This is a genomic window from Enterobacter cloacae complex sp. AR_0002 (assembly GCF_001922365.1).
In the GTDB taxonomy this organism is placed as follows: domain Bacteria; phylum Pseudomonadota; class Gammaproteobacteria; order Enterobacterales; family Enterobacteriaceae; genus Enterobacter; species Enterobacter hormaechei_C.
In genome coordinates this window covers 1099919-1123330 of record NZ_CP018814.1, presented here as the reverse complement: position 1 = coordinate 1123330, position 23412 = coordinate 1099919, and the positions used below count along the sequence as shown (strand labels likewise).

The following is a 23412-nucleotide window of genomic DNA, read 5'->3' as shown; positions in this document are numbered from 1 at the left end:
ACGTTACGGATAACGGCATTATAATTATTTTTATTATAATTGTTACCAAGGAGTCACCATGCGCCACGCATCATTATTCGAAGCCACATTTATTAACCGCACTCTGTTCCGCAATCGCATCATGGTTGCCCCTATGACGCGTATCTCCGCGTCTGAAACCGGCGTACCGGGTGAAAAGATGCAGGAATACTACTCCCGCTTTGCCCGGGGAGGTTTCGGCGCCATCATCACCGAGGGGATCTACATTGACCAGGCGTGGTCACAGACCTATGCGTTTCAGCCAGGCATCGTGAATGAAGAACAGATCTGCGGCTGGAAAAATATTGTCGAAAAAGCACATCAGCGCGGTGCACGGGTCATAGCCCAGCTCATTCATGCCGGCGCATTGTCTCAGAAAAATATCTACCGTCCGGACTCTGCAGGTCCTTCCGCCGTGAAACCTAAAGGGCAGCAGCTTGAGTTCTACTATGGTTCCGGGGAATACCGCACTCCCCGGACACTCAGTGAAGAGCAGATCCGCGACATCATCTCCAGCTTTGCCGACAGCGCGGAGCTCGCCGTCAGTGATGCAACATTTGACGGCGTTGAGATCCATGCGGCGAACGGGTACCTGCTTGACCAGTTCCTGACAGACTATACCAACCAGCGTATTGATGGATGGGGCGGTTCCCTGGAAAACCGTCTGGCCATTACGCTGGAAGTTATCCGTGCCGTGCGCGGTAAAATTGGCGCAGAAAAGACGCTGGGCGTCAGGATTTCGCAGGGAAAAGTAAACGATTTTCATCATAAATGGAAAGAAGGTGAGGACGGTGCCAGGAAAATCTTCGGTCTGCTCGCCGATGCCGGCGTGGACTATATCCATGTGACCGAATACAAATCCTGGCTGCCTGCATTCGAGAGCAGCGACAAGAGCCTTGTTGAGCTTGCCCGTGAAGCCGCTCCGGAGACCATCATCATTGCTAACGGTGGGCTGGATGACGGTGAAACGGCAGAAAAATTACTGGATATGGGCGCAGATTTTGTTTCTATCGGCAAGGCAGCATTAGCAAATCCTGACTGGCCACGAAAGGTCCGTTGCGGTCTCCCGCTTCACGATCTGCCTGACGATATTCTTTCACCGGTTGCAGACATCAAGGAAAAAGAACGATTTTAATTGTTATTTACCATCGGCACTAATAAAGGACGTCAAAATGACTGACAAGACGAAAAAGACGAAAAAGACGATCAGGATTTTATTTCCACAGTGGCAGGGAGGCAATCAGGATCTCTACGGATTTGGTGCCCGGCTGCTGCACTGGCTCTCTCCAGAGACGTGCGCTCCTCTGCACACCATAAGCATACCGGAATTCAATCCGGACACGCCAGAACCTGAAGAAGGTTTGCTTTATCGCTGGCAGTTACTCAGCCAGCATGATGAGGCCTTGGCTATCCTGGAAAAGGAAGAGCCAGATCATATTGTGGTGTTTGGCGGTGACTGTCTTGCTGACCAGGCTCCCTTTGCCTGGATGAACGACAGGCACAATGGTGACATGGGTGTACTGTGGATCGATTCACACCCTGATGTGAAAACACCAGTCGACTTTACCAACGGCCATACAATGGTGCTGGGAAATCTTTTGGGCGGTGGCGATCCGGAGTTCGCTTCTAAAGTGAAGACCCCGGTGAAGCCCTCTCGCGTTATGTATGCCGGTCTGATTGAAGAGGGGCTGACTGAGCAGGAGACAGCCTTTATCAACGCACTTGGTCTGCGGATAGCCCGACCGGGCGAGCTTTACGAGAACAGCGACAAGATTACTAGCTGGATAAAAGAACAGAATATCCGCAAACTTGCTGTGCATCTGGATCTGGATGTATTGAATCCGGACGTCTTCCGTTCACTGCTGTTCGCCGAACCCGAGCCTGAGTTTGACTGGCAGGCGGTGTATCCAGTAGGAAAATTAAATCTCGCCCAGACGCTTAGAATAATCCGTGATGTATCTGCTGAAACCGAAATCGTGATCATTGGTATTACTGAGCATTTGCCTTGGGATGCCTGGAATCTTAAAGAGTTTCTTAAGAAGATTCCTATCATGAACGAGTGAAGGCCAGATCTAATGTGGTCTGCACATTCGATTACATGATGTGCGGACTACTTACATAACGTATTGGAAGTACTGCAACTTTCACATTCCATTGTCCGCTTCTGGCACAGAGCGGACTAAGACATCAGTATTATTTATCGGACTCTAAGCAAATCTGAATATCTCGTGGTATATCGAGGCGACAGCATTTCTCGCTTCATTTGCCACTGCTGCTGTATTCCCTGCCCGGCAAAGTAGAGCGTGCCTTTTCCATCTTTAGCGTTCAGGTGATCGAGCACTTCCATCAACCTTTCGCTTCCGGCTGAAGTGGTTTACTGAATTTGGCCACCTGAACAGAGGTGATATGCTCATCTCAGAACAATACAGGTGTCCCAATGAAAAAAGAAATTTCAGCGCAGAGTTTAAACGCGAATCCGCTCAACTGGTCCTTGATCAGAACTACACCGTTGCAGCTGCGGCCAGTGCTATGGACGTGGGGCTTTCTACCATGACGCGATGGGTAAAGCAGTTACGGGATGAACGACAGGGTAAAATACCTAAAGCCTCCCCTATAACCCCGAAACAGATTGAAATACGTGAGCTAAAGAAAAAGCTACAACGCATTGAAATGGAAAACGACATATTAAAAAAGGCTACCGCGCTTTTGATGTCAGACTCCCTGAACAGTTCTCGTTAATCGAAAAACTCAGAGCGCAGTATCCTGTGGTCACACTCTGCCAGGTGTTCGGGGTTCATCGCAGCAGCTACAAATACTGGGTGAAAAGCCCCGAAAAGCCAGACGGCAAGCGGGCTGTATTACGTAGCCAGGTTCTGGAGCTGCATAACATTAGCCATGGCTCTGCTGACGCGAGGAGTATCGCCATTATGGCAACCCTGAGAGGTTTCAGAATGGGACGCTGGCTTGCCGGCAGACTCATGAAAGAACTGGGACTGGTTAGTTGTCAGCAACCCACCCACTTTCTCGATTTGTTCGCCAGGAAACCGGTAGGCTGGGCAATGTCATTCTCACCGGACAGCAAGCTAACCATCAAAGCGCTGGAAATGGCGTGGGAAACCCGAGGTAAACCAGCGGGAGTAATGTTCCCCAGTGACCAGGGTAGCCACTACACAAGCAGGCAGTTCCGGCAGTTATTGTGGCGTTACCGGATCAGGCAAAGTATGAGCCGACGCGGAAACTGCTGGGATAACAGCCCGATGGAACGCTTCTTCAGAAGTCTGAAAAACGAGTGGGTGCCAGTGACAGGCTATATAAACTTTAGCGAAGCAGCTCATGCGATCACAGACTATATCGTCGGGTATTACAGTTCGGTAAGGCCGCATGACTATAACGGTGAGTCACCCCCAAACGAATCGGAAAACCGATACTGGAAAAACTCTAAAGCCGTGGCCAGTTTTAGTTGACCACTTCAATGTTCGTCCCACCAAAAACCGATGCAGGTGATCGAGTTATCACGCTACTAGAGCCAGCACTAGAGGCCTTGAAGGCACAGCGTACACTGACTTCGGTACAGCCAAAAACCGAGATTGTTTTTCATCATCGTGAGTATGGTGCGATGGAATATCAAAACCTGCGTTTTGTTTTCATGCCCAGGATGCGCAAGGGCATACAGAAAGCCTACTACTCTTTATCGAGCATCGGTGCGAGATTCAACGCAGCTGTAAAACGTGCTGGTATTCGCCGCCGGAATCCGTACCATACGCGGCATACTTTTGCCTGCTGGCTTTTATCTGCCGGCGCTAACCCGTCTTTCATAGCCAGCCAGATGGGGCATGAAAACGCGCAAATGGTTTATGAAGTCTACGGTGCGTGGATTGAAGAAATGAATGGCGAACAGGTGCTGATGCTTAACAATAAGCTGGCACGCTGAAAAATTTTTGCCCCTATTATGCCCCTATCGGCTCCGAAGGTAGCAATAAATGCAAGAAAATCAATCAAATACAAAGAAAGAACAGTACAACCTGAATAAACTGCAAAAGCGACTGCGCCGTAACGTGGGCGAAGCCATTGCAGACTTCAACATGATTGAAGAAGGCGATCGCATCATGGTCTGCCTGTCGGGCGGTAAAGACAGCTACACCATGCTGGAGATCCTGCGTAATCTACAGCAAAGCGCACCGGTGAACTTTTCCCTGGTCGCGGTTAACCTCGATCAGAAACAACCTGGCTTCCCGGAGCATATCCTGCCGGAGTACCTTGAGAACCTGGGCGTTGAGTACAAAATCGTAGAAGAGAATACCTACGGCATTGTTAAAGAGAAGATCCCAGAGGGCAAAACGACCTGCTCGCTCTGCTCACGTTTGCGTCGCGGCATTCTGTACCGCACCGCAACCGAACTGGGTGCCACCAAGATTGCGCTTGGCCATCACCGGGACGACATTCTGCAAACGCTGTTTCTGAATATGTTCTACGGCGGCAAAATGAAGGGAATGCCACCGAAGCTGATGAGCGACGACGGCAAACACATCGTGATCCGCCCACTTGCCTACTGCCGCGAGAAAGACATTGAGCGTTTCTCTCAGGCCAAAGCCTTCCCTATCATTCCGTGCAATCTGTGCGGCTCACAGCCGAACCTGCAACGTCAGGTCATTGGCGACATGCTGCGTGACTGGGATAAACGCTATCCGGGCCGCATCGAAACCATGTTCAGCGCCATGCAGAACGTGGTGCCTTCGCACCTCGCCGACGTTGAACTGTTCGATTTCAAAGGGATTAACCACGGTTCAGAGGTGGTGAATGGCGGGGATCTGGCGTTTGATCGCGAAGAGATCCCGATGCAGCCTGCTGGCTGGCAGCCAGAGGAAGAGGATGCGCAATTCGATGAACTGCGCCTGAACGTGGTAGAAGTCAAGTAACCTGGCAGCGTCTCAGATATCGTTTCTGAGACGCGTTTTAAGCTTACTTCAGCAGTCGAACGCGGCAGGTTTTCCCTTTAATCTTCCCGCCCTGCAACTGTTTCCAGGCCTTATGCGCAACCGACTGGCGAACCGCTACGTAGACATGCGCAGGGTGGACCGTGATCTTGCCAATATCTGCCCCGTCGAGACCGATATCCCCTGTTAACGCCCCCAGAACGTCACCGGGACGCATTTTGGCCTTTTTACCGCCGTCGATGCACAGGGTGGCCATTTCCGCCGCCAGCGGAGCGATGCTGATATTACCTGGGGTATTCACCCAGTTGAGTTTCAGTTGCAGCATTTCCGAAAGAATATTAGCGCGCTGCGCCTCTTCAGGTGCGCAGAAGCTGATGGCGAGACCACTGTTACCCGCACGCGCAGTACGCCCGATGCGGTGGACATGCACTTCCGGATCCCATGCCAGTTCGAAATTCACCACCAGCTCAAGCGATTTAATATCCAGGCCACGGGCCGCCACATCCGTTGCAACCAGCACGCGAGCGCTGCCGTTAGCAAAACGCACCAGCGTCTGATCGCGATCGCGCTGTTCCAGATCACCATGCAGCGATAATGCGCTCTGCCCGGCATCATTCAGGGCATCGCACACCGCCTGACAGTCTTTTTTGGTATTACAGAACACCACGCAGGACGCTGGCTGGTGTTGGCTCAGCAATTTTTGTAGCAGTGGAATTTTGCCCTGCTGCGATGTCTCGAAGAACTGCTGCTCAATCGCCGGCAACGCATCGACAGTATCGATTTCAATGGTCAGCGGGTTCTTCTGCACGCGCCCGCTGATCGCCGCAATCGCCTCAGGCCAGGTGGCAGAAAAGAGCAGCGTCTGACGCGTGGCTGGCGCAAAGCGGATCACTTCGTCAATCGCATCGCTGAAGCCCATATCCAGCATGCGGTCAGCTTCATCCATCACCAGCGTTTGCAGTGCATCGAGTGAAACGGTGCCTTTTTGCAGGTGATCGAGCAGACGGCCCGGCGTTGCCACAATGATATGCGGCGCGTGCTGAAGGGAATCGCGCTGCGCACCAAACGGTTGCCCGCCGCAGAGCGTTAAAATTTTAGTGTTAGGCAAAAAACGCGCCAGACGACGCAGCTCACCCGCGACCTGGTCGGCCAGCTCGCGCGTCGGGCAGAGTATCAGGGACTGAGTCTGAAACAGGGTTGCATCAATGTGTTGTAACAGGCCTAGCCCGAATGCAGCCGTTTTTCCACTGCCGGTTTTCGCCTGCACGCGCACGTCACGGCCTTCAAGGATAGCCGGCAGCGCGGCGGCCTGGACAGGGGTCATAGTGAGGTAGCCCAACTCATTCAGGTTAGCCAGTTGGGCTTCAGGCAGAACGTTCAGCGTGGAAAAAGCGGTCACAATATACTCTCGTAGTAATGATTGCAGTCAGATGGCGCGTATCCTCGCAGATCTGCGCTAACGATGCGACAATTTAATCGGCTCTTCATCCGGTGGTGGATCAGGCATCGGCTGCGGACGTGGGACAGGATCGGGTATCGGCGTCGGATCGGTGGGCACCGGATCGGACTGCCAGGTGTTCAGGCGTTGCAGGGCAAGTAGCATACTCATCTTTTCCTCCAGATTAGGGTGCTGACCCCTAAAGGGTAGACGCAGATAAACAGGAGGCAAAAAAAAGCCGACTATGAAGTCGGCGTCGTACGAATCAATTGTGCTATGCAGTAATTCAAAAAAAGGAAGTAAGACAATATGGAGCGCAACGCCCATCGCTTGACGTTGCATTCACCTGCGGGAGTAATATTGCACCTAACATGGTCGGAGTTTATTGACTTCGCTCAATTAAAATGTCGTTTTGAAGCCGACTCTGCCACAGAAAAGCGTAAATTTACAGCCATTTACTACGATGCAACCACCACGCAACACCGCCAATCAAAACCACTAACATGACGCAAAATGTCGTGAAGCCATAGTGATATTCACCGCCGGGGATCCCTCCGAGGTTTACGCCAAACAACCCCGTCAGGAAGGTACTCGGTAAAAAGACCATCGCCATCAGCGACATGGTGTACGTTCTCCTGGCTAACGACTCCTGCATTACCTGGGCTATCTCATCCGCCATGACTGCCGTTCTGGCAATACATGAGTCAATCTCGTCCAGACCACGTCCGAGCCGGTCAGCGATATCCTGCATTCTGCGGCGCTGATCGTCGTTCATCCAGCTCATGCGTTCGCTGGCCAGTCGCGCATAAACGTCGCGCTGGGGGGTCATATAGCGGCGCATCACGATGAGCTGTTTACGCAGCAACGCCAGAAAACCACGTGGGGGGATTTGCTGATCGAGCAAGTTATCTTCCAGATCGATGATTTTATCGTGAAGTTCTTCTATAAACTCGCTGGCATGATCGGTCAACGCATCACACACATCCACCAGCCAGCTGCCGCAATCCGTTGGTCCCGTGCCCTCTTTCAGATCGTTAATGACGTCATCCAGCGCCAGCACTTTTCGCTGGCGGGTGGAAACAATCAGCCGTTCATCCATATAAACACGCATGGCCACCAGCTGATCCGGACGCTCATCCGTACTGCCGTTTATACAACGCAGCGTAATTAACGTCCCCTCACCCATCCGGCTGACGCGGGGTCTGAGACTTTCTCCCGCCAGCGCATCCCGAACGTTGTTGGGCAATAGCGGCGTGGACGCGAGCCACTCGGCGCTGTCCGGGTGCGTGTAGTTGAGGTGCAGCCAGCATGGATGTTCGTTGTCGATATGATCCTGATCTTCAAGCGGCCTTGCGCCGCCACGTCCATCAAACACCCATGCAAAAACTGCGTCAGGTACGTTAACCTCAGACCCTTCGATGCTCTCCACAGCGCCTCCACCGTTTTATCTCTTTCGGTGTCAGTCTAGCTTTCGCCGAGGGTTAAGCAATAATTATGTGAGGCATCGTCCTGAATACGCTCAGGAATTCACCGCCCATTCGCGGCTTCTTAACGCATTGTCAGCCTGGAGCTCATTTTCCAGACGGAAATTACGTGTTCGTGTCTGGAGCTCAATCACCTGATTGCGCAGCACATCTGACGATCCATTGAGTTCTTCAACCATCGACACGTTGCTCTGCGTTACGCGTTCAAGCTCAGACAATGCCTGCGTAATTTGTGAAATACCTTTTTCCTGTTCTGATGTTGAGGCGGATATTTCATCCATCAGTCTGCTCACATTGCCCGAACCGGTAACAATATCATGCATATTTTTTTCGGCTTCAGAGACCACGTTAACGCCCTGTGTCACGTTATGGCTGGTAACTTCAATCAATGACTTAATATTTTTTGCCGCTTCGGCGCTACGATGCGCAAGGCTTCTCACTTCGCCCGCGACCACAGAAAACCCTTTACCATGGTCGCCCGCTCTTGCCGCTTCAACGGCGGCGTTAAGCGCCAGAATATTGGTCTGAAAAGCGATACCGTCAATCAGCGAGATAATCTCTGTCATTTGCTGGGCGCAGTCGGTAATCGACTGCATATTGTTCGCGACCTGCCCCATTAACTCTCCGCCTTTACGCGCCTGCAACGTCGCGAGATTCGCCTGTTCGCTGGCTAAACGGGTATTGTCGGCATTATTTTTTGTACTTGCAGCCATCTCTTCCATGCTGGCTGCCGTTTGCACCAGCGAAGCTGACTGCTGTTCTGTTTTGACGGAAAGCTGCGCGCTGCGTGAAGAGAGTTGATCTGACAGGGTCATCGCGGTTTGCGAGGAGGCGCGGATCTCACGGACCAGCGTTGCAATGTTGCTGGAGAGACTATTAATCCCCGGGATCAGACGTCCCGCACAGTTGTTGCCAAATTCAGGTATCGACACGCCAAGTTTGCCTGACGTCACTTCTTCAATACTTTTTTTCACAGTATTGATCGGCGTCACAAGATATTTTGTCATGTACGCCCAGAGTAAAAATAATGCGATGAATTGTACAATTATGACTGCAATAAAAAGCGAAGAATTCCGTGAAAATAGCGCTATAACTCCATCACTTACCAAAAATACACATAAAAGGAAATAGACAATGAACGTTCTGACACTAATATTTCTTAGCATACGTTTTCCTGGGGCATTATATTTTGGTTGGCATTAAGGGTTATAGCATTGCCATACGAATTTGTCCTCACGTTCGTCGCTGGTTTGTTGTTTTGCAGTTTGATTTGTGCAGTTTTACTTAAGGCGGATAAAAAGCATGTGTTACGGTAAATATCTGGCTTGTCGTTTGGTTACTGATACTCCTTCAATAACGGTAATTATATATTTAAGGAGAGATACTGTAGAGTGCCGATGTTTAGTGGTGCTTAATAAGTTAACGTAGTTAATATATATTAACTACGTTATTGCACGCCCCTTCCGTTAGGGTGGCTGACGTTCAGGCCAGACAGTCGATAGCCTGGAAAAAACAGTCCTCAGTCATGAGGATATTCTCTTTTGCACTTTGATGCCCGCGACGAATATACCAGCCTGCTTCAGGCGCCATGCTTAAATGGAATATCCTCGCCCCGACAGACTATCGGGGACAGTAATACTCATCGTCACACACCCCTTCTCCGCCCCCCTGATCACCTGTTCTGGCAAAATGGTGACGCTGCGATCCCCATTTTGCAAAATGATCGTCGTAATAGCATAACGACATATACCGCTACTAAGGCTGTAGCCAACCGTACTTAAATCGGTGATATGTTTTTTAGATAAAAATATTTCAATACCAGAACCTTCAAACCATGTAATGATTTGCTGCGCAAGATCCTCCATCCGCTCACAAAACGCCCTGACTTCGGCCTCAGCCGTATTAACATAGATCGGTTTGTCCCCGATGCTCTGCTGCACTTTCTTAAAAAAACGCTCTCTTGCTGACATGTCAACTCCGTGTTTTTCGCCAGTCTCATTATTCTTTTTGGTGCTTCAGCAGAGCATAGCTGGCAATCAACTGCTGAAGATGCTGTTCGGTCTGGTTTAGCTGCGCTGCTGACAGGGGTTGCCCGGCAGGTAAAATGGAAAGCAGACGAAGCTGCTCCTCAAGCGGAACGGTATGGCTGAAGGACTGCGACATGGCAAACACGGCTGATTTCAGTTCACTCACCGTCATGTACTTCCCCTTCTGTTCATCCAGCGCGTTCAGCCTGTTCGTCAACTGCTGTAACTGCGTCATCCCCTGATGCCAGCCATTCAGATCTGACTCTGCAAGCCCGGCAACGCTAATCTGCGTGTGCCACTGTTGCGCCAGGGATTTGGCCTCTTCAGGCCACAGCGTCAGCGCCTGCTGCACCAGACGGTCGCCGTAGCTTACTGCCCAGTCTGGTTTCAGATGCAAAAGCTGCGCTAACATCTGCTGTGTCTTACTGATCCCCGGTTCAGGTGGCGGTGACGTTTGTTGCAGCGCCTGCAACTGTGCTGTAGAGAGTCCTTCAGGTATAGGAGCCAGGGACGCGGCCAGCTGCATTTGCGCCGAATCTGGCGCATGCATCATCTGCCATCCCACTGCGACAACACTGGCAGCCACCAGCATGGACAACATACCCGCAGCAAATGGCTTCCACTGCTTCACGGATACAGGAGGCTCTTTATTCAGCAACGGCTCGGGCTGAACCACATAAACCCTTTTACAACGCTCTGTCGGTTCTGTGAGGTGGAGTTCCGCGGCCCCCACCGCGTTCCCCGGCAGACTTACGCCCGTATTTTCGCTGTTTTCCAGACGCACTGCTGCGTTCTGCATCATCGAGCGCAGGGCATCAAGCTGAGCAGCATGCTTAAGTTCGAGGCGCTGCAACATGTCACTCAGAGCGTTCAGATTCTCCTCAGCCTGATAGGGGAATGTCATACCACTGTATACAGGCGTCATCCTCCACACCGCGACCTTTGACTGCCTCATCAAGCAGCGCACACTGTGCCGTAAGAATATGCTGGCAGCTGGCTTCATCGAGTTCGCTCGCTTTCAGTTCTCGCTGCACACGCCCGACATCATCAATGCAGCGCTCCCAAAGCGTACGCCCTTCCCCGTCCTGGAATGTCGGGCCGTGACGCAGACTGATCACCTGTAGCCAGGTGTCCTGTAACAGGGCATCAATATCAATGAACGCGGCAGTAGCGCGTTTACGATCATTCATGTTCTCAGTACCGCAAAGAGTTCAAGTTCAGGCTCGGCGAGCATTCCCGGAACGTAAAACATACAGGTGCCGCTCTGGAACATTTCGATGGCCAGGGGATGAGAGACATCAAGGCTGAAATACTGATTTTCCAGACGCAGTGGAATGGCTGCCGGCACATGGCGCAGCGGCATCAGAGGGACGCCCACCCGCGATGAATTGACGATACTCCTGACATGATCGGGACTGCCGACCTTGCACTGGCGCGGGAACTGCTCCTGCAATTGTGCCACCGGCATCGGTGAACGCACGGAGAGGTAATAATCAGCGCCTTCGCGCAGACGTGGATCATGCAGACGGGCCTGCCAGAAGTGAAGCCGGTCATCATGCTCAAGCTCAATCGCCACCACCCGCGACGGCAGGCTGGCTTCCAGAAGATCGCCAAGTAAATCAAACAGCGGCGGGAAGACGTTATTCAGTTGCTCATGCTGCCATGCCGGGATCGCACTGACCTGATGCTCCAGCGAGAATGTCAACAGGCTGCCTGCAAGCCTTGCCAGCTCCGGATAGAGACGCTCAGGCGGGCTTTGCGGGTGGCGCTGAAACTGACCCAGCACGGGCTCAGCACTGTTCAGGGCATTGAGCAGCCAGAACAATGAAACATCGGCTACGGCAAAATCCGCCATGCGCTCATTACTTTCCCGGCGCATGTCCATCAGGCGGCCCAGACGGGCGCGCAGTTGCGTCAACAGTTGCTCCAGCTGGGTCATCAGCCAGCGGCTGCCCAGCAACGCCAGCAGCGGCGGAAGGTATGTCTCATCAAGTGCCCAGTTCCCCTGCGAATCTTGTTGCAGGCGGGCAACCGGACAGGTCAGGTAATCGCTGTTGTTCTGATGGGCAAATCGCAACGTCAGCTCTGGCCGCATCACTGCAATCTGACGGGTGTCATCGCCAAAAAGGTTGCGGACATCCCGCCAGCGCTGGCGATAGCGAACAGGACGCGCGGCCACCTCATCGGGCTTAAGGCAGTTGCCACCATTCGCGCGCAGCAGCGGAAGAGCCAGAACCACCACCACGTCCTGTGTTTCACTCTCAAGCGCCAGCACCGGTGGCAGGTCGTCAGCATTATCCGTATCGATTAATGTCCCGTCAGGGAACCGGAGGTGCAGATGACGGGCCTGTAGACGGCCCAACTTCAGTACATCCGGTTCGAAAGTGGCATTAATCCCCCCCCAGGGATGGGAGAGACCCAGTCGGGCGATACATTCCGCAGACCAGGCCGCATAGGCGGCCTGTTGCTGGAAGTGCTGGGGAGAGACCATCTGGCCCCTGCCCCATAACGGTTGTTCCGTTCTCATGCTTCCTGCCTTACGTTACGCTTTCGCTTTCGGCATCTGGCTCACCAGAGACAGGTTCACATCCATGCCTTCCACCTGGAAGTGCGGCACCGCAAACAGCTTCACGCGGAAGAAACCCGGGTTGTCTTCGATATCTTCCACCACTACCTTCGCGTCACGCAGCGGATGAGAAGCCTGCAACTCATCGCCCGGATCGGTCATTTCCGTCACCAGACTACGCACCCAGGTATTCAGCTCCAGCTCCAGCAGACGGCGGTCCTTGGTGGTGCCGATGTTTTCGCGCTGGATGAGCTTCAGGTAGTGCGCAATACGCGACAGCAGGAAGATGTACGGCAGACGGGCGTTGATGCGGCTGTTGGCCGTGGCATCTGCGGTGTCATACAGCGCCGGTTTCTGCGCGGAGTTTGCCGAGAAGAAGCAGGCATAGTCGCGGTTTTTGTAATACGAGAGCGGAATAAAGCCGAGGCTGGCAAACTCAAACTCGCGGGTCTCCGGGATCATCACCTCAGACGGGATTTTCACCTGGTTGCCGGTGCCCAGATCGTACAGATGAATAGGCAGGTCTTTCACCGCCCCGCCCGCCTGCGGGCCACGGATCTGCACGCACCAGCCGTTATTGATGAAGCTCTTCACCATGTTTGACGCGAAGGAGAACGACGCGCTGGTCCACAGGTATTTCTCGTGATCCGGGCCTTTCACCTGCTCAACGTAGTTAAAGCTGCGTACCGGTACGGTATCCGGGCCATACGGCAGACGCCCCAGCACGCGCGGCATCACGAGGCCGATGTAGCGGGCGTCGTCGGTGTCGCGGAAGGATTTCCACTTGATGTACTCGGCGCGGTCGAAGTAGTTGCCGATATCCTTAATTGCAGCCACCTCTTCCATGGAGTCTTTCAGGAAGAATTTCGGACCGACAGAGCCAATAAACGGCATATGTGCGGCAGCTGACACTTTAGAGATGTTGCGCAGCAGCGCCACATCCTGCGGGCTGGCGTCAAATTCATAGGATGAAATCACGGAGCCAATCGGCTCGCCGCCCGGGGTGTCGTATTCGGCGGTATAGGTGTGCCAGTAGAGGCCGCTCTGAATAAGTTCCGGCGCGTCTTCAAAGTCCTGGCGCAGATCTTCTTTCGACACATCCAGAATTTCGGTTTTCACGTTCTGGCGGTAGTCGGTGCTGTCCACCAGCTGCTTCAGGCCGCGCCACAGGGACTCCACCTTCTGAAACTCCTGGTGATGCATTACGGCATCCAGCTGACGGCTGATCTGGAAATCCAGCTCAGCGATATGGTGGTCAATCAGCGTTTTGTCGAGCTTCTCCACCGGCTGACCGGATTTGCGGATGCAGTCCATAAACACCTGCATCGCCGCCGTCAGGCGTTCACCCGCCGGAGCGTCAGAAAGCGCGGCGTCATCCAGAAACGCATTGATATCCCCCAGGCTGGAGGCCGGGGTCAGGTTGATTTTTTCAAACAGGGAGGCGTAAACGCCCTCTTTTTCCAGTACGGTGGTCTGCCCCTGCGCGGAGGCGGTTTCAGTATTCACAGACATCAGCATATTCCCGGTTAATCCATTAAATTACACATGCCGCTTATTTCGGGGCCAGTGCACTCATTTCGTCGCGTAATTCCTGAGACAGCGCCGGGTCTTTAAGAATTTTCTCGAGTTCTTTTCTGAAAGTGGCGTTATCAAGGAGATTGGATTTGAGGTCGCGTAATAAATTACGCATGGCCAGCATGGCGCGGAGCTGGGGGATCTGGCGGGCAACCTGTTCAGGTTCGAAATCCTTAATATCGGAGAAATTCAGTTTTATGCTTTCTTCCGAGCCATCCCCGGCCATTGTGTTAGGAACCGTCAGATTCACTTCCGGGTTAAATTCCGAAAGTACGCTGTTGAAGTTATTTTTATTGACGTTAATTTTCTCCCTTTCCGATAATGGGCGATTCTCTTTTCCATTACTGAAATCACCGACGGTGAGGAGTTTAAGCGGCAGTTCGATTTTCTTTTGCGCGCCACCTGTATGCAGAGCCAGCTTTAAATTTATGCGTGCCTTGGGCACCTCATTCTGGAATGAATCGGCCATAGCAGTCCCTTTCTTTAAAAGAAATAAATGTTAAGTGAGTGACGTTTCTTTACAAAACCATATTAGAGCAAAAGCCCATTTAAAATCAACTTCTCAGATCAAAGATCTACCATTGGACTTTTCTTAAGAATATTCCACTAAATTATTGTACTCATAAATGCCATAGATACATGACATACAGTAAATATTAACCATTTGTTCACATTAATTTGGCAGGAATGACTGCTTTGTTTGGAAATATTGAACTTATTGTTCCATAAGGTTGAATAATTGATTTACATCAATGCATTTATTAACACGCCCCGTAACAGCGCAGAGAAATAAGGTTTTAATTCAATAAATGGCCTGAATATGAAAAAATCCTGTATCGGACAAATTTAATCTTGAAAACAGTAATGACTATACTGCTACAGGAATGGCGAATAAATGACTACGCGTTTTTCGATAAACGGGAGAAAGAATCTCTCTGAAGATATTCATCATGACAATGAGTGATGGGCTGATATGAAGGGGATATACGGTATTAACCAGGCTGTAAAATCATGCCCCCTGAGAGCGGGCGCTTATGCGGTTAATGGATGTTTACCATAATCACGTAGCGCCCTGACCTCTTTTTAATGCTTTTCAATATACATTGTACGGCTGTACGCAACATCCTCTGGGTTATTTATCGGATAACCTTTAACCCATGGCTTGATGAGACGTCCATTGGTGTACTGATAAATAGGGGCAATCGGTGCTTTCTCGGTGAGGATCTTCTCGGCCATGTTGTAGTCGGCATTACGCGCTTTTTCAGTGGTTTCGAGCGTCGCCTGATGAATAATCTTATCGTAAGCAGGGTCGTTGAATCGTGAGATATTCCCGCTATGGGAGGAGGTCAGCAGCGACAGGAATGTCGACGGCTCGTTGTAGTCCCCTACCCACGATGCACGGATGACGTCAAAATTCCCGGTATTGCGGCTGTCGATGTAGGTTTTCCACTCCTGATTCTGCAACTTAACGTCAACACCCAGATTTTTCTTCCACATGGATGCAACGGCAATCGCGATTTTCTGGTGGTTTTCAGACGTGTTATACAGCAGCGTTAATTTTAGCGGACGCTGAGGGCCATAGCCTGCCGCCTGCAACAACGTTTTCGCCTGCGCATTCAGCTCCTGCTGTGACATCTGCTCAAATGGCGAGGTTTCCGGCGTAAAGCCCGCAGTGACATCGGGAGTAAAATGCCAGGCCGGTTTCTCACCGGTCCCCAGGACTTTTTCCGCCATAATACGTCTGTCTATAGTCATGCTGAGCGCGAGACGTACGCGGGCATCCGCGGTTGGGCCTTTTTGCGTGTTAAACGCGTAGTAATAGGTCCCAAGCTGTGGCGGTATATATACCTGTCCCGGAATATCTTTAAGCAGCTTCTGGTACATGTTTTTCGGAAACGATTCTGTAATATCGATATCGCCCGCAAGATAGCGTTTGGTCGCTGAGGACTCCTGGTTGATCGGCACAAAGGTGACTTTTTTAAGCACCGTCCTGCCGTTATCCCAGTAATGAGAATTTGGCTCAACCACCAGTTTTTCATTCACCACGCGATCTTTCAGCACATACGCACCGTTGCCAATGAGCGCGCCAGGGCGCGTCCATTCCTTACCGCTTTCCACATTGGCCTTTTGAACAGGATAAAACGCGAAGTTAGCCGTCAGATTGCTGAACCAGGGCAGCGGTTTGTCAAGCTGCACGCGCAGCGTTTTAGCATCCACCGCCGTCACGCCGAGCGTATCCGGAGCAGCTTTGCCGTCGATAATGGCCTGGGCATTGTTAATGCCCGCCAGCGCCGCAAACCAGGCGAAAGGTGACGTTGTTTTAGGATCAACCAGACGACGCCAGCTATAGACAAAATCGTGTGCCGTCACCGGGGTACCGTCAGACCACTTAGCGTTATCCCGCAACGTGAACGTCCAGACGCGATTGTCATTGCTCTGCCAGCGCGTCGCCACGCCGGGAACTAACTCCCCTTTTTCGTTCTGATTCACCAGCCCTTCATAGAGGTCGCGGATCACCTGTATCTCGGGCAACCCCACCGCTTTTGCCGGATCGAGCGAAGCGGGCTCATCTTTGATATGTCGAACCAGCTCCTGCTTTTGCGCCAGAACCGTTCCTTCGGGAACCTCCGCGGCATATGAAAGTGAAGAAAGCCCGCACAGCCACAGCGCAGTACAAAGAAGCGAAACAGGATGCTTCATACGATCCCCTTAATGATGTCAGGTAACAGGCAGATGCGTAATTATTTGTTTCGAAACGGAGAAATGCAAATGCTTCCTCCGGAAAGTTGATGTCAGGCAATTTTCCACACACACGGAAACTATTTGATTAAGCGCGGCTTTTGCACAACACTGCCAGAAGTGACTTTATCATCAGGGTTTACTATGGCAACTACCCGACCAAGAACGGAACGCGGTGCCTTCCCGCCAGGAACTGAACATTATGGACGCTCATTTTTAGGCGCGCCGCTGATCTGGTTTCCGGCCCCCAAGGCCGATCGCAATAGCGGCTTAATCATTGCAGGCACGCATGGCGATGAAAACTCGTCTGTCGTGACGCTCTCGTGCGCGCTACGTACGCTGGCCCCCGATTTACGACGTCATCATGTGATTTTGTCCGTCAACCCGGACGGTTGTCAGCTTGGATTACGGGCGAATGCACGCGGCGTTGACCTGAACAGGAACTTCCCGGCGGCAAACTGGCGCGCCGGTGAAACGGTGTATCGCTGGAACAGTTCGGCGCAGGAGCGAGATGTGGTCCTGCTCACAGGAGACAAACCCGGTTCCGAACCGGAGACTCAGGCGCTGTGCCAGCTTATTCATAAGATCCACCCGGCCTGGGTTGTCTCTTTCCACGATCCCCTCGCCTGTATTGAAGATCCTCGTCATACGGCGCTCGGGCAGTGGCTGGCGGATGCGTTTGCTCTACCTCTGGTGAGCAGCGTTGGCTATGAAACACCCGGGTCGTTTGGCAGCTGGTGCGCAGACCTCAGCCTTCACTGTATCACCGCAGAGTTTCCGCCCATCTCCTCGGATGAAGCGAGCGAAAAATACCTGCGGGCGATGACAGATCTCCTGCGCTGGCAGCCTCAAAGATGAAGTACGCCGGAGGTAAAATTCAGCGCGGGTGAGACGTCAACCGCCAGCCAGGTTGGGCCGTCCAGATCGGCAAAGCGCACGCTGTTCACCAGCGGGAGTGCAGCGCCGATCGCTCTGGACGTACACAACATACAGCCCAGCATCAGAGCAAAGCCTTGCGCCTGCGCATCTTGTGCCAGAGCCAGAGCCTCGGTTAATCCACCTGTTTTATCCAGCTTAATGTTCACCATTTCGTAACGTCCCTTGAGGGCTGACAGGCTCTCACGGGTATGACAGCTTTCGTCTGCACAGACGGGAAGCGGATGAATAAAATTCGCCAGCGCGGCATCGTCTTCTGCCGGGAGGGGTTGCTCCAGCATGGCAACGCCCAGATCGGCAAGCAGCTGACAACGGGCTGCCAACCCTTCGCTGTGCCATGATTCGTTCGCATCGACGATAAGAGTGGCATCAGGTACCGCCGCACGAATGGCGACCATGCGTTCGCTAATCAGACGATCGTCGAGCTTCACCTTTAATAATGTTGCACCTGTGGCATACAACGCCTGAGCGCTGGCGGCCATTTGCTCTGGTTCACCGATGACCACCGTTTGCGCGGTGACGATCGATTGCGGCAGCGTAACGTCCAGCAGCGCAGGCAGCGGTTTTTGTCGTTTCGCCGCTTCCAGACTCCAGAGTGCGCAGTCAATCGCGTTGCGTGCCGCGCCGGCCGGCAACCGAAGCTGAAGAGCCTCACGCGTCAGGCCCGCCTGCAACTCGGGCACTACCGTCATAATTTGCGCCATGACTGACGCCAGGCTTTCTCCGTAGCGAGGATAAGGGGTACATTCCCCGACGCCTTTTACGCCGTCCTCTTCACATTCAACCACGACCACGCAGGCCTCATTACGGCTGCCGCGCGAGATCACAAACGGGGTGTGCAATGGCCAGGCTTCTTCATAGACCTTAACGCTTCTCATCACTGACTCCTTGCAGGCCGGAAAGGCAGAAAATTGGTTTGCCGTGCTAACTGCGGATGACATACACTAGCCACGACGTTAACTATTTGTAAACAGGAAGATACCTATGTCACAACTCGTTCATTTCCAGGGCAACCCGGTTGCTGTTGCAGGTTCCATCCCACAGTCTGGCAGCAAAGCACAGCCTTTTACTCTGGTGGCTAAAGATCTGTCTGACGTCACGCTGAGCCAGTTTGCTGGCAAACGTAAAGTCCTGAACATTTTCCCAAGCATCGATACTGGCGTTTGCGCTGCATCAGTGCGTAAATTCAACCAGCTGGCGACCGAAATGGACAACACCGTAGTGCTGTGCATTTCTGCTGATCTGCCGTTTGCCCAGTCCCGCTTCTGCGGCGCTGAAGGCCTGAGCAACGTCATCACCCTTTCCACTCTGCGCAGCCCGGATTTCCTGGAGAAATACGGTGTTGCCATTTCCGAAGGCGCGCTGAAGGGTCTGGCTGCTCGAGCGGTGCTGGTGATCGACGAAAACGACAACGTTGTTTTCAGTGAGCTGGTTAACGAAATCACTACCGAACCGGATTACACCGCTGCACTTGAGGCGCTTAAAGCCTAAACGTAAAAAAGCCTCTGCAAAGAGGCTTTTTTATTTATTCGTCACCCTTCTTCTGATTTAACCCATACTCGCGCAACTTATTCGCAATCGCGGTATGTGACACCCCAAGACGTTTAGCCAGCTTGCGCGTGCTCGGATAGCTGCGATATAGCTGCGTTAACACCGAACGCTCGAAACGGCTGGTGATGTCATCCAGCGAGCCTTCCATTGCCTCTTCGCCTACCGAGACCGTCCCGGCATCGTAATCCGGCAATAGAATATCCTGAGGGCGCAGTTCATACCCTTCAAGCTGAGTTAATGCGCGATAGACCGCATTTTTAAGCTGACGAATATTGCCCGGCCAGCCGTAACGCGTCAGCACGGTGCCCAGGTCGGCAGAGAGCTTCGGGCGCGGCACGCCTTGCTCATCGGCAAAACGGGCCACGAACAGTTCTGTCAACGGCATGATGTCCTGTGGGCAATCGCGCAGCGGCGGAATATTGAGCGTCAGAACGTTGAGACGATAGTAGAGATCTTCGCGGAATACCCCTTTCTGCACCAGCTCCACCAGGTTTTTCTGGGTGGCGCAGATGACGCGCACGTCCACGTGAACTTCATGATCTTCCCCCACGCGGCGGAACGTGCCGTCATTGAGGAAACGCAGCAGTTTCGCCTGCATGCGTGGCGACATTTCGCCAATCTCGTCCAGCAGCACCGAGCCGCCATTCGCCTGTTCAAAGAAGCCTTTTTTACCTTCCGGCGCATGCCCGAACAGCTCACTTTCAACGGCATCTTCAGGAATAGAGGCGCAGTTCAGCGCCAGATACGGTTTTGCCGCACGCGGGCTGGCCATGTGCACAGCATGCGCCAGCAGATCTTTCCCCGTACCGGTATCCCCGGTAATCAGCAGCGGCGCCGTAAGATTTGCCAGCTTGCGCGCCTGGTCGATCACATGACGCATCTTCGGGCTCACCGCAATAATCTGGCTGAATGCGCCGACGTCCTGGCTGGAAAGGTTCTGTAACTGACGCCCCATTCGCACCGTGGAGCGCAGCATGATCACTGCGCCGGTCAGCACCCGCGCGGCATTTTCCCCTTTCAGGTAGACCGGCGTGATCTCCATCAGGAAATTCTGTCCGTTGATGACGACATGCTCGCTATGGGTATTTTGCGGGTTGCTGTCCAGCCAGCGCTGGAAATTAAAACCGGTGATCAGTTGCGTGGCGTGGTGCCCAATAAGTTTTTCCTGAGTCTGCGCAAACAGCTGGCAGCTGGCCTGGTTAACGCGCTCGACTTTATTTTTCAGATCGAGAGAGAGAAACGGCTCCGGCATTGCTTCCAGCAGCGCGCTCAGCGCAAGATGTTCCCGCTCGGACGGCATCCAGGGGATGGTACGTACATCCGTAACGCCAGCGATACGGCGGATTTCCGCCATCAGGCTACTGAAGGTATTAAATTCAATTTCGGCAAAATTGAGGTAAATTCGCCCGACAGGGTCGATCTCTATGCCACGTAAATCAATGCTACGTAAAACAAGAAGATCGAGTAACTCGCGGGTCAGACCGAGACGGTCCTCACAAAAGACTTCCAGACGCATGGGAAATTCACCGTTTAAGCCAATAACAGTAAAATGATATGTCAGATCACGGTGTTCGGGAAGGTGGCTGTCAACAAATATTGACAGCCCGCACGATTAGTAAACAAAACCTCACTGAGCAGGTTTTTTATTGAGCGTCTCTTTAAGCTGGCCAATCAATTCGCGACGGAAATCCCCCAGCCGCGGCTTATCGCCATCGATCCAGGGGAGTGGACGACAAACCTCCATCGCTTTGATACCCAGGCGTGCCGTCAGCAGACCGGCACCAATCCCCTGCGCCGCCCGGGCAGAGAGACGCGCCGCAAGATCCTGCGACATCCAGTCCATCCCGACCTCCCGTACCAGTTCGCTTGCCCCGGCGAAGGCGATATTCAGCAACACCAGTTTGAACAGGCGCAGTCGGCTGTAATAGCCAAGCTCAATGCCGTACAGCCTGGCGATGCGGTTGATCAGACGCAGGTTGCGCCAGGCGATAAAGGCCATGTCCACCATTGCCAGCGGACTGACGGCGATCATCAGGGTAGATTCCGCCGCCGAACGGCTGATCTCACGACGAGCCTGCGCATCCAGTACCGGCTGAACAATGTGCGCATAGAGCGTGACCACTTCCTGGTCATTCTGGGTTTCGTGGATCGCCGCATACCAGCGCTGAAGCGCCGGGTGAGAGTGATCTATCCCGGCCTGAGCCGCAAGCTTTTCACAAAAAGCACGCCCTTTTCCTGTGCCGTGACTGTGCAGCAGATCCCGCGCTTCATCGCGTTCGTGGGCACGCTGACGCAAACGCCAGAGGCGACGCCACTCGCTGACGACTGAGCCAACGCCCGCACCAACAATCAACGCCCCGGCGGCGCATCCCCCCAGCGCCACCCAGTCCTGCGTTTGCCAGGCATTGACGCCCCACTGCACGCCCTGGCCGATTACGCTCACACCAAAAAGGGCTAACCCGGCGGTCACCATCTTACGCCACAGGCTGCGTTTCGGGCGCAGTGCCGCATCAACCACCGCTTCCGCCTGCCCCTCTTCAACCATCGGCTCGTCTGCCAGCACGGGAGCAAAGTTGTCAGCCTGCGGGCCGCTGAAGGTTTGCGCCGTTTTGAACGCCTCATGGGGCGTCTGCTCAAGCTGGCCGGTAAAATCAATGCGAGGTTTTAACGGTTCCGTCATCGCAATTTATCTCCGATTAAAAACTCCAGCGCAGCATCCAGACGGATGTGCGGCAATGGCTGATCAACGTTCATGCTCTGCGGACGGAAGGCTTCGAACTGAAAACCCTGGCTTTGCCAGAAAGCCTGGCCCGGCAGACGCGCCGGAACTTCCCCCGGATAGACCGTGAGCGGCTCACCGTCGCTGAGACGGTTGCCCCGCAGGGCCGGAATTTTCTCGCCATTCAGGTCAATCAACCCACTCTGCGTAGCCTGTACGGACGCCAGCCCCAGACAGTCCATGCTGATCCCTTCGAAGGCCGCATTCTGCCAGGCATCCTGCACCAGCTGTTGCAGCAGGGATACCATGTTGGCGTGCTGATCGACCGTCACATGGTCAGCTTTTGTGGCGGCAAACAGTAGCTTGTCGATGACCGGCGAGAACAAACGGCGAAACAGCGTACGCTGGCCATAATGAAAGCTTTGCATCAGCTGCGTCAGCGCCAGCCGCATATCATTGAACGCCTGCGGCCCGCTGTTGAGCGGTTGCAGGCAGTCCACCAGCACGATCTGGCGGTCAAAGCGTAAAAAGTGATTTTTATAAAAGCCCTTAACCACCTTCTCACAGTAATAATTGTATCGCTCGCGGAGCATACCGGCGTTGGTGGTCTTGTCCGCCTGCGCCAGTTTCGATTCGCCGATGCTGTCAACGTCCGGCCACGGGAAAAACTGTAGCGCGGGAGCACCGGCTAAATCACCCGGCAGAACGAAGCGGCCCGGCTGAATAAAATGCAACCCCTCCTGCTTGCACTGATGCAGGTAATCCGTCCAGGCTTCGGCTATGACGGCCAGACGGTTTTCATCCGCCGGCGCCAGCGGGTCCAGCCCTTCGCAAAGCTGGCGCCATTTGGTCGACCACTCTGCCCGCTGCCCCTGCAACAAACCGGTCATCTGTCGGGACCAGTTCAGGTAATCCTGCGCCAGCATCGGTAAATCGAGCAGCCATTCTCCCGGATAATCCACAATTTCGAGATAGAGCGTGGACGTTTCTTTGAAGTGACGCATCAGGGATTCATTCGAGCGGAAACGAAGCGCAAGACGGATTTCGCTCACGCCACGCGTCGGGGTGGGCCAGGCGGGAGGTTCCCCGTATAACTGCGCCAGACCTTCATCATAGGTGAAACGGGAGATGCCAAAATCACGTTGCGGTACGCGTTTCACCCCCAGCAACCGCTCCTCGCGCACTGCGCTAAGCAGTGGCAGGCGCGCCCCTGCATGCAGGTTCAACAGCTGATTGACCATCGCCGTAATGAATGCTGTCTTACCGCTGCGGCTCAGCCCCGTCACGGCAAGACGCAGATGGCGATCAACGCCACGGTTCACCAGAGAATTGAATTCGTTTTTAAGTCGCTTCATCGCCGTCCTTCATTGCCTGGAACCCTGAAAAAAGTCACTTCAGAATACAGTAAATTGGGGCAGATCGTTG

At 53.3% G+C, this 23412-nt stretch carries 18 protein-coding genes and 5 pseudogenes; 7 read left to right on the top strand and 16 right to left on the bottom strand.

Annotation, left to right across the window (positions count from 1 at the left end):
* Window positions 1–58: 58 nt before the first annotated feature.
* Window positions 59–1153, top strand: coding sequence for an NADH:flavin oxidoreductase (locus tag AM329_RS05595; protein ID WP_032609303.1), 1095 nt, complete (start codon window positions 59–61; stop codon window positions 1151–1153).
* A 37-nt stretch (window positions 1154–1190) separates the two neighbouring features.
* Window positions 1191–2081 (top strand): arginase family protein, encoded by an 891-nt coding sequence (locus tag AM329_RS05590; protein ID WP_032609304.1) that lies wholly within the window; start codon window positions 1191–1193, stop codon window positions 2079–2081.
* Between the two features lie 134 nt (window positions 2082–2215).
* On the opposite strand, the pseudogene AM329_RS05585 reads toward AM329_RS05590, so the two are convergent.
* Window positions 2216–2383: pseudogene (locus AM329_RS05585) on the bottom strand (DUF4113 domain-containing protein); the annotation flags it as partial.
* A 41-nt stretch (window positions 2384–2424) separates the two neighbouring features.
* Here AM329_RS05585 and AM329_RS05575 point away from each other — a divergent pair.
* The 3 genes and pseudogenes from AM329_RS05575 to ttcA all read left to right on the top strand — a co-directional run bounded on the left by AM329_RS05575 (window position 2425) and on the right by ttcA (window position 4934).
* Window positions 2425–3482 (top strand): annotated as a pseudogene (locus AM329_RS05575) (IS3 family transposase).
* Window positions 3483–3490: 8 nt separating this feature from the next.
* Window positions 3491–3949 (top strand): annotated as a pseudogene (locus tag AM329_RS05570) (tyrosine-type recombinase/integrase); the annotation flags it as partial.
* Window positions 3950–3998: 49 nt separating this feature from the next.
* Window positions 3999–4934 carry a tRNA 2-thiocytidine(32) synthetase TtcA gene (gene ttcA, locus AM329_RS05565; RefSeq protein WP_032609308.1) on the top strand — a complete coding sequence of 312 codons (936 nt, stop codon included), beginning with the start codon at window positions 3999–4001 and terminating at the stop codon, window positions 4932–4934.
* A 43-nt stretch (window positions 4935–4977) separates the two neighbouring features.
* On the opposite strand, the gene dbpA is transcribed toward ttcA, so the two are convergent.
* From dbpA to AM329_RS05510, 11 genes and pseudogenes are all read right to left on the bottom strand, one after another.
* The gene (gene dbpA, locus AM329_RS05560; protein ID WP_032609310.1) at window positions 4978–6351 is read right to left on the bottom strand and encodes an ATP-dependent RNA helicase DbpA; all 1374 of its coding nucleotides are present in this window, start codon (window positions 6349–6351) and stop codon (window positions 4978–4980) included.
* A gap of 57 nt (window positions 6352–6408) precedes the next feature.
* Window positions 6409–6555 carry a hypothetical protein gene (locus tag AM329_RS25860; RefSeq protein WP_275427718.1) on the bottom strand — a complete coding sequence of 49 codons (147 nt, stop codon included), beginning with the start codon at window positions 6553–6555 and terminating at the stop codon, window positions 6409–6411.
* Between the two features lie 280 nt (window positions 6556–6835).
* Window positions 6836–7819: a zinc transporter ZntB gene (gene zntB, locus AM329_RS05550; protein ID WP_032609311.1), complete on the bottom strand. Its 984-nt coding sequence runs from the start codon at window positions 7817–7819 to the stop codon at window positions 6836–6838.
* A gap of 90 nt (window positions 7820–7909) precedes the next feature.
* Window positions 7910–9040, bottom strand: a complete 1131-nt coding sequence (locus tag AM329_RS05545; protein ID WP_022651306.1) for a methyl-accepting chemotaxis protein — start codon at window positions 9038–9040, stop codon at window positions 7910–7912.
* A gap of 316 nt (window positions 9041–9356) precedes the next feature.
* Window positions 9357–9844 (bottom strand): annotated as a pseudogene (locus AM329_RS05540) (hypothetical protein).
* A 28-nt stretch (window positions 9845–9872) separates the two neighbouring features.
* Complete coding sequence (locus AM329_RS26075; RefSeq protein WP_223831786.1) at window positions 9873–10313, bottom strand: VasL domain-containing protein; 441 nt, start codon at window positions 10311–10313, stop codon at window positions 9873–9875.
* A 472-nt stretch (window positions 10314–10785) separates the two neighbouring features.
* Window positions 10786–11091: pseudogene (locus AM329_RS05530) on the bottom strand (DotU family type IV/VI secretion system protein); the annotation flags it as partial.
* Entirely contained in the window at window positions 11088–12428 is a 1341-nt protein-coding gene (gene tssK, locus AM329_RS05525; RefSeq protein WP_032609314.1) for a type VI secretion system baseplate subunit TssK, read from the bottom strand. The pseudogene AM329_RS05530 and the gene tssK, both read right to left, overlap by 4 nt.
* Window positions 12429–12443: 15 nt before the next feature.
* Window positions 12444–13979 (bottom strand): type VI secretion system contractile sheath large subunit, encoded by a 1536-nt coding sequence (gene tssC / locus AM329_RS05520; protein ID WP_032610232.1) that lies wholly within the window; start codon window positions 13977–13979, stop codon window positions 12444–12446.
* A gap of 40 nt (window positions 13980–14019) precedes the next feature.
* A complete protein-coding gene (tssB, locus tag AM329_RS05515) occupies window positions 14020–14511 on the bottom strand; it encodes a type VI secretion system contractile sheath small subunit (protein WP_003856899.1) in 492 nt (163 codons plus the stop codon).
* A gap of 614 nt (window positions 14512–15125) precedes the next feature.
* Window positions 15126–16742 (bottom strand): ABC transporter substrate-binding protein, encoded by a 1617-nt coding sequence (locus AM329_RS05510; RefSeq protein ID WP_032609316.1) that lies wholly within the window; start codon window positions 16740–16742, stop codon window positions 15126–15128.
* A 183-nt stretch (window positions 16743–16925) separates the two neighbouring features.
* Here AM329_RS05510 and mpaA point away from each other — a divergent pair, with 183 nt between their 5' ends.
* Window positions 16926–17639 carry a murein tripeptide amidase MpaA gene (gene mpaA / locus AM329_RS05505; protein ID WP_022651338.1) on the top strand — a complete coding sequence of 238 codons (714 nt, stop codon included), beginning with the start codon at window positions 16926–16928 and terminating at the stop codon, window positions 17637–17639.
* Here mpaA and ycjG read toward each other — a convergent pair.
* Window positions 17630–18595 (bottom strand): L-Ala-D/L-Glu epimerase, encoded by a 966-nt coding sequence (gene ycjG, locus AM329_RS05500; protein ID WP_023324778.1) that lies wholly within the window; start codon window positions 18593–18595, stop codon window positions 17630–17632. The genes mpaA and ycjG overlap by 10 nt on opposite strands.
* Window positions 18596–18701: 106 nt before the next feature.
* On the opposite strand from ycjG, the gene tpx reads away from it, so the two are divergent.
* The gene (gene tpx / locus AM329_RS05495; protein WP_003856889.1) at window positions 18702–19208 is read left to right on the top strand and encodes a thiol peroxidase; all 507 of its coding nucleotides are present in this window, start codon (window positions 18702–18704) and stop codon (window positions 19206–19208) included.
* Window positions 19209–19242: 34 nt separating this feature from the next.
* Here the strand turns inward: tpx and tyrR are convergent, their stop codons facing one another.
* The 3 genes from tyrR to AM329_RS05480 all read right to left on the bottom strand — a co-directional run bounded on the left by tyrR (window position 19243) and on the right by AM329_RS05480 (window position 23342).
* Window positions 19243–20784 (bottom strand): transcriptional regulator TyrR, encoded by a 1542-nt coding sequence (gene tyrR, locus AM329_RS05490; RefSeq protein WP_003856887.1) that lies wholly within the window; start codon window positions 20782–20784, stop codon window positions 19243–19245.
* 111 nt (window positions 20785–20895) lie between these two features.
* Window positions 20896–21948, bottom strand: a complete 1053-nt coding sequence (locus AM329_RS05485; RefSeq protein ID WP_032609317.1) for a YcjF family protein — start codon at window positions 21946–21948, stop codon at window positions 20896–20898.
* Window positions 21945–23342, bottom strand: coding sequence for a YcjX family protein (locus AM329_RS05480; RefSeq protein WP_032609319.1), 1398 nt, complete (start codon window positions 23340–23342; stop codon window positions 21945–21947). The genes AM329_RS05485 and AM329_RS05480 overlap by 4 nt, the downstream gene beginning before the upstream one ends.
* Window positions 23343–23412: the final 70 nt, after the last annotated feature.

Excerpts from the sequence above, each read along its gene's own strand:
- AM329_RS05595 (WP_032609303.1), top strand. The coding sequence starts at position 59 with ATGCGCCACGCATCATTATTCGAAGCCACATTTATTAACCGCACTCTG.
- AM329_RS05590 (WP_032609304.1), top strand. The coding sequence starts at position 1,191 with ATGACTGACAAGACGAAAAAGACGAAAAAGACGATCAGGATTTTATTT.
- ttcA (WP_032609308.1), top strand. The coding sequence starts at position 3,999 with ATGCAAGAAAATCAATCAAATACAAAGAAAGAACAGTACAACCTGAAT.
- AM329_RS25860 (WP_275427718.1), bottom strand. The coding sequence starts at position 6,555 with ATGCTACTTGCCCTGCAACGCCTGAACACCTGGCAGTCCGATCCGGTG.
- AM329_RS05545 (WP_022651306.1), bottom strand. The coding sequence starts at position 9,040 with ATGCTAAGAAATATTAGTGTCAGAACGTTCATTGTCTATTTCCTTTTA.
- AM329_RS26075 (WP_223831786.1), bottom strand. The coding sequence starts at position 10,313 with ATGTTAGCGCAGCTTTTGCATCTGAAACCAGACTGGGCAGTAAGCTAC.
- tssK (WP_032609314.1), bottom strand. The coding sequence starts at position 12,428 with ATGAGAACGGAACAACCGTTATGGGGCAGGGGCCAGATGGTCTCTCCC.
- tssC (WP_032610232.1), bottom strand. The coding sequence starts at position 13,979 with ATGTCTGTGAATACTGAAACCGCCTCCGCGCAGGGGCAGACCACCGTA.
- tssB (WP_003856899.1), bottom strand. The coding sequence starts at position 14,511 with ATGGCCGATTCATTCCAGAATGAGGTGCCCAAGGCACGCATAAATTTA.
- AM329_RS05510 (WP_032609316.1), bottom strand. The coding sequence starts at position 16,742 with ATGAAGCATCCTGTTTCGCTTCTTTGTACTGCGCTGTGGCTGTGCGGG.
- mpaA (WP_022651338.1), top strand. The coding sequence starts at position 16,926 with ATGGCAACTACCCGACCAAGAACGGAACGCGGTGCCTTCCCGCCAGGA.
- ycjG (WP_023324778.1), bottom strand. The coding sequence starts at position 18,595 with ATGAGAAGCGTTAAGGTCTATGAAGAAGCCTGGCCATTGCACACCCCG.
- tpx (WP_003856889.1), top strand. The coding sequence starts at position 18,702 with ATGTCACAACTCGTTCATTTCCAGGGCAACCCGGTTGCTGTTGCAGGT.
- tyrR (WP_003856887.1), bottom strand. The coding sequence starts at position 20,784 with ATGCGTCTGGAAGTCTTTTGTGAGGACCGTCTCGGTCTGACCCGCGAG.
- AM329_RS05485 (WP_032609317.1), bottom strand. The coding sequence starts at position 21,948 with ATGACGGAACCGTTAAAACCTCGCATTGATTTTACCGGCCAGCTTGAG.
- AM329_RS05480 (WP_032609319.1), bottom strand. The coding sequence starts at position 23,342 with ATGAAGCGACTTAAAAACGAATTCAATTCTCTGGTGAACCGTGGCGTT.